The 4,537-nt window shown below is 64.4% G+C and carries 7 protein-coding genes; 2 read left to right on the top strand and 5 right to left on the bottom strand.

The features are described from left to right. Positions 1–118 precede the first annotated feature (118 nt). Positions 119–454, bottom strand: a complete 336-nt coding sequence (locus FE811_RS25905) for a hypothetical protein (protein WP_140849376.1) — start codon at positions 452–454, stop codon at positions 119–121. Positions 455–532: 78 nt separating this feature from the next. Between FE811_RS25905 and FE811_RS25900 the strand changes: the two genes are divergently transcribed. Next, positions 533–1,290 (top strand): IS5 family transposase gene (locus FE811_RS25900; RefSeq protein ID WP_089852160.1). Its coding sequence is split into 2 segments (ribosomal slippage): positions 533–869 and positions 869–1,290, totalling 759 coding nucleotides; the frame shifts between segments, so codons are not numbered across the junction. A gap of 9 nt (positions 1,291–1,299) precedes the next feature. Here the strand turns inward: FE811_RS25900 and FE811_RS25895 are convergent. Both FE811_RS25895 and FE811_RS25890 read right to left on the bottom strand, forming a co-directional pair. Next, positions 1,300–1,464: a type II toxin-antitoxin system RelE/ParE family toxin gene (locus FE811_RS25895; RefSeq protein ID WP_140849374.1), complete on the bottom strand. Its 165-nt coding sequence runs from the start codon at positions 1,462–1,464 to the stop codon at positions 1,300–1,302. After that, entirely contained in the window at positions 1,461–1,718 is a 258-nt protein-coding gene (locus tag FE811_RS25890; protein WP_140849372.1) for a type II toxin-antitoxin system ParD family antitoxin, read from the bottom strand. Before FE811_RS25890 ends, FE811_RS25895 begins: the two co-directional genes overlap by 4 nt. Positions 1,719–2,457: 739 nt before the next feature. Here FE811_RS25890 and FE811_RS25885 point away from each other — a divergent pair. Next, positions 2,458–2,931: a DUF3768 domain-containing protein gene (locus tag FE811_RS25885; protein WP_140849369.1), complete on the top strand. Its 474-nt coding sequence runs from the start codon at positions 2,458–2,460 to the stop codon at positions 2,929–2,931. Between the two features lie 210 nt (positions 2,932–3,141). Here FE811_RS25885 and FE811_RS25880 read toward each other — a convergent pair whose 3' ends face one another. Together FE811_RS25880 and FE811_RS25875 are read right to left on the bottom strand one after the other, a co-directional pair. Continuing rightward, positions 3,142–3,717, bottom strand: coding sequence for a hypothetical protein (locus tag FE811_RS25880; protein ID WP_140849367.1), 576 nt, complete (start codon positions 3,715–3,717; stop codon positions 3,142–3,144). After that, entirely contained in the window at positions 3,714–4,442 is a 729-nt protein-coding gene (locus FE811_RS25875) for a ParA family protein (RefSeq protein WP_140849365.1), read from the bottom strand. Before FE811_RS25875 ends, FE811_RS25880 begins: the two co-directional genes overlap by 4 nt. Positions 4,443–4,537 lie beyond the last annotated feature (95 nt).

Here is a 4,537-nt window from a genome sequence, read left to right as displayed (position 1 = left end):
CAGCCTGGTCTGGTCCCGCCCCGTCCGCCGAGACCAGAACTGACCAATGCGAAGATCCCCGCCCGGAAAAACCGGGCGGGGTGGATCATTGGCAACGATGCCTTCTCATGCTGCACGATCAGAAACTGGGGAGCCGCTCGTGAACCAATGCGATGACGGCCGCATAGATCGGGCCGAGGATCATGACTGCGCACACAAAGCCCATCAGGTTGCCGCGCAGGCTGCCGGGTCGCGGCTTTCCCAATATGGCATTCTCGATCATGACAAAGGCCTGCACGAGCAGCGGAGCGGAAGCCGTGAAAAGCCCGACGGCGGTGATGCAGCCGATCACCGCCAGGATCGGATGAGCCGGGAGACCGGAATAGAGAACGAATGCGGTAGCGGCGAGATACTTGCCGGCATCGGCCAGCAGCCCGGCGGCTTCGCGGAAGGGGGCGGTGAATTCGGTGGGCATGAGGGGCTTCTCTAGGGTCAGGATGCATTGATTTTCGACGCGCTGCGTGATTCACGGCTCGGAAAACGGAGCGGTGACATGAGCGACCTGTACTGGCTGACCAACGAGCAGATGGCCAAGCTTGCCCCTTTTTTCCCCAGGTCCCACGGCAAGCCTCGGGTCGATGACAGACGGGTCTTGAGCGGAATTATTTTCATCAATCGCAATGGCTTGCGCTGGCGCGACGCCCCTGAAGCCTACGGACCGCACAAGACGCTGTACAGCCGGTGGAAGCGTTGGAGCGAGAAAGGCATCTTCGCCCGGATGATGGTCGGTCTGGCTGCGGAACACGGCGAGGAAAAGACCGTGATGATCGACGCGACGTATCTGAAAGCCCACCGCACTGCGACCAGCCTGGCCGCGAAAAAAGGGGGCGTGGTCGCCTGATCGGTCGAACCAAGGGCGGCATGAACACCAAGCTGCACGCCATCTGCGACAGCCAAGGGCGACCGCTCAGCCTGTTCGTCACCGCTGGACAGGTCAGCGACTACATCGGTGCGCGGGCGTTACTGAGCAGTCTGCCCAAGGTCGACTGGCTTCTCGGAGATCGCGGCTATGACGCCGACTGGTTCCGAGAGGCGTTGAAAGACAAGGGGATACGCGCCTGCATCCCTGGTAGAAAGCAGCGCAAGAAGGCCGTCAAATACGACAAGCGCCGATACAAACGGCGCAACCGCATCGAGATCATGTTCGGCAGGCTCAAGGACTGGCGGCGTGTCGCGACACGCTATGATCGCTGTCCCAAGGTGTTCCTCTCAGCCATCGCCCTCGCCGCGGTCGTCATCTACTGGTTATGAATCCTGACCCTAGCGCGGCACAAGCTGCCATGCTTGCGGCATTTCCACGATCTCGAGACAGCAGCGTTCCAGTTCACGAACGAAACCGACGGCGCGGGTCGGATTGTCGCGGGCGATATAATCCCCGATCGCCTCGAGATCGGCCTCCGCCGCCGCAGTGATGACAAGTTTCATGTCCGCCGGTCGGCCTCGGCCTGATATTTCCCGGCGAGGCGGTCGAAAACGGTCCGGGCAGGAGCAACGCGCCCTTCGGCGGCATCCTTCATTCCCCGGGCGATGGCATGATCGAGCGAAGCAAGGCGCGCCTCGCGGTCCTGGATCAGGCGGACCCCCTCGCGCAGGACTTCGCTTTTCGAGTTGTAACGTCCGCTCGCAACGAGTTGCGAGACGAAGCTCTCCAGTTGTTTTCCGAGATCCGCACTGATCATGACGATGCCCTCCGGTGACAGGACGCAGGTTTTGATAACTATTATCAATACAGATGCTGATTGCCAAGGGGATTGCGATGAGGGGCTTCCTCGGCTGAAGCTTTGGCCGGGATGGACGAACGGGGGCGCCTCCCGGCCTTGGCCGGGACCGGGCTCTGGTCCTTCGGACTGGAGCCTGCCCAGGGGCAGTCTCCACCCATTCGGGCAACGATCCCTGGCGCGGGTCCTGGGGATGAGCGTTTCGCAGACAGATGCAGAGAAACATGGCGCTGGCGAAGAGCAATGTGTGCCGGCCTGATGCGTCACGCGGGCATTGATGTTCCGACATGAATATGGAGATCCCGCCGAGGCGGGATCGCGGGGCAGGGGGGATTCGGCAAGCCGAACGCCCCCTGCATTTGCTGGGCCGCGCGAGCGCGGCCGTATGGGAACCGCCGGTTCCCCCGTCAACAGCAAAATGCTGCGTCCCAAGGGCCACCCCCATCTTCCGCGCCGCCTGTTCGGGAGAGATTTCGGCAGAGCCGAAATCGAGATTTTTCCGAAGAAGAGGCAGCTTGTGCAGACGGGGCCCCCGACCCTTGGGCCTTGATTTTCCTGCTGACGGGCCCCCCTCCTGCTCTCGCCGAGGGGCAATCCAGGAAGGAGAGACGCGCCGATGGCGCGCCTCACCTTCCCGGACAGCCCGATTATGAAAGGGGGCCATGCCGGAAAGGAATCGCCAATTTGAAAGGGTTCCATCATGGCACGTCATCAATGCATCACCTGCGAAACCGTCAACACCGCTTCGCCGCAAGCCTGTCCTGCCTGCGGCGGCCCGGCCTTCGATCTCGACCGCTACGAGGCGACCCGCGCCGAGGCGAAAACCATCGGCGCGCAGAACGATGCTTTCCGCAAGGCCCTTGGCCCGGCCGATTGGCAAGGTCAGCACATCAGGGGCCGGGTTGTCGTGACGCGCGGCATTCGCGAGATGGGGCCGGAATTTGTCGAGGCCGCACGGGCTATTGTCCGTAATGACGAGAACTTCATGGACGATCATGGCCGCTACGGCGCCCGCAGCTTCGGAATGCCCGAAGTGATGCACGAAGGCGATGCGTTCCGCATCTATTGGAAGATCGACCTTTACGACAATGACGAACTGATGGGGCCGGAGGTGGAGAGCGACCCGAGCCAGACCATCCGCGTTCTGACCCTCTGCCTGCCGGAAGAATTCTGATCCGACTGGGGCGGCCCTCGCAAGGGGCCGTCCCCGCATGGGAAACTGTGACCCTGCCCACCCCGCAGCCGGCGGGGAGCCAAGAGGCGCGCGGCGCTTCAGAGGTTGACCTGTCGCGCCGCGACCGTAAGGGCCACGGCGCGACAGGCCTGGCGCTGCCCGCGCGGGGGCCGCTCTCGCGGCGGGATCGCGTCACCTGCAGCGCCCCGGTCATTCGCCGGGCGGCTCGGATGTGCGGCGCAGAAGCGCGTCGAGCAGCGCCGCATATTCCGGCGCGATCACCTGCGCGATCACCGTGGTTGCGGGCAGGAGATCGCGCGGATCGTGCCGCCGTCTCATCCGCGCCACGAAATCCGGCGGCAGGCGAAGATCGAGCCGGATCGTGGTGCTTTCCTGGGCGGTGGCCGGCGGCAGAAAATCCGCTCCGGCATCGAGCCTTGCGCGCAGCGTTGCCGCCAGCCTGCGCCGGATTGCCGCCTGGGCGCTTGGGGACTGGCCCAAAAGCAGCCGGGCAAAGCCATCGGCAAGATGTCTGTCGATCCGCAACGACAGCGAATATTTGCGGCTGCCGCTGTGGGCGGCCTGCGGCGGGGAAGCTTTCCGGCTGGTGCCGGTGATATGGGATTGCTGTTCTTCGCTCGTCTGTGCCGCCGCATGTGCGACGGCGGCATCCGGCTGCGGGCGATCCGCCGCGATTTGTTCCGGCAGCGCGGTCGGACGGGTTTCCGCCTTGTGGCCCAAGCCCGGCAGGCGCGGGCGCTGGCTGGTGACACCCCGGTTCTTCATGCCGCCGCCCCCGCATCCGCGATCACCGCGTCCGCCTCATCGAGCAAGGCGCAGCAATCCTTGAGCGCCTCGCGCAGCCGTCTAGCCTGAAGCTTCGCTGTCCCGCCGGTTTGCTCATCCATTGCCGCGAGGCTGCGGCCGAGCAAGCCCCGCATTACGATATCGGCGAAGATCGCCGTATCGCGGATGCGGGTATCCATCACCGGAAACCCGTCCAGCGCCGCATCCCGATAGGCGGTCGCCGCGATCGTCAGCTTCGGCCGCATCATGGTGAAGAGAACCCGCGCAGCCCCGACTTCGCCTTCCTCAGCCAGATCGCGCAGCACGTCGAGCGCCGGTGCGAGTTCCGACAGTTCGGTGGCGGCGGGCTTGAAGGGCAGCAGCGTCAGTTCGGCATAGCGCAGCGCCATGCGGTTGAACGGGTGATCGACCCCGGCGAGGTTCAGCAGCGCGTAATCGAAGCGCCCGCTGTCCTCGGCATCCATCAGAGCGGATTCAAGCACCGCCACGCCGGTCGCCTCATAGTCGAAATAGACCACCTCCATCCGCTCGGTCCAGCAGCCGATCTCCTCGCCCTGAACCCGATACATGTTGAAATTGCGCTGCGGGTCGCAATCGACCAGCAGGGCACTCTGCCCGCGCGCCTCGATGGCGCTGGCCAGCAGCATCAGCGCGGTGGATTTGCCCGTGCCACCCTTGTGGCTATAGGCGGCGATGACCTTCATGCGGAAACCTCCGGTGGGAACGTGACAAAGATGGGTTGACCGGGCGGGCGGCCGATGCCCCCTGCCTTCGGCGGCACGGCGGCACGGCGGCACGG

Origin of the sequence: Paracoccus sp. FO-3 (genome assembly GCF_006386455.1) — a bacterium.
GTDB classification, from domain to species: Bacteria; Pseudomonadota; Alphaproteobacteria; order Rhodobacterales; family Rhodobacteraceae; genus Paracoccus; species Paracoccus versutus.
Note: the sequence above shows the minus strand (reverse complement) of the source record. Positions and strands in the feature narration are given on the sequence as shown.

Excerpts from the sequence above, each read along its gene's own strand:
- FE811_RS25905 (WP_140849376.1), bottom strand. The coding sequence starts at position 454 with ATGCCCACCGAATTCACCGCCCCCTTCCGCGAAGCCGCCGGGCTGCTG.
- FE811_RS25895 (WP_140849374.1), bottom strand. The coding sequence starts at position 1,464 with ATGAAACTTGTCATCACTGCGGCGGCGGAGGCCGATCTCGAGGCGATC.
- FE811_RS25890 (WP_140849372.1), bottom strand. The coding sequence starts at position 1,718 with ATGATCAGTGCGGATCTCGGAAAACAACTGGAGAGCTTCGTCTCGCAA.
- FE811_RS25885 (WP_140849369.1), top strand. The coding sequence starts at position 2,458 with ATGGCACGTCATCAATGCATCACCTGCGAAACCGTCAACACCGCTTCG.
- FE811_RS25880 (WP_140849367.1), bottom strand. The coding sequence starts at position 3,717 with ATGAAGAACCGGGGTGTCACCAGCCAGCGCCCGCGCCTGCCGGGCTTG.
- FE811_RS25875 (WP_140849365.1), bottom strand. The coding sequence starts at position 4,442 with ATGAAGGTCATCGCCGCCTATAGCCACAAGGGTGGCACGGGCAAATCC.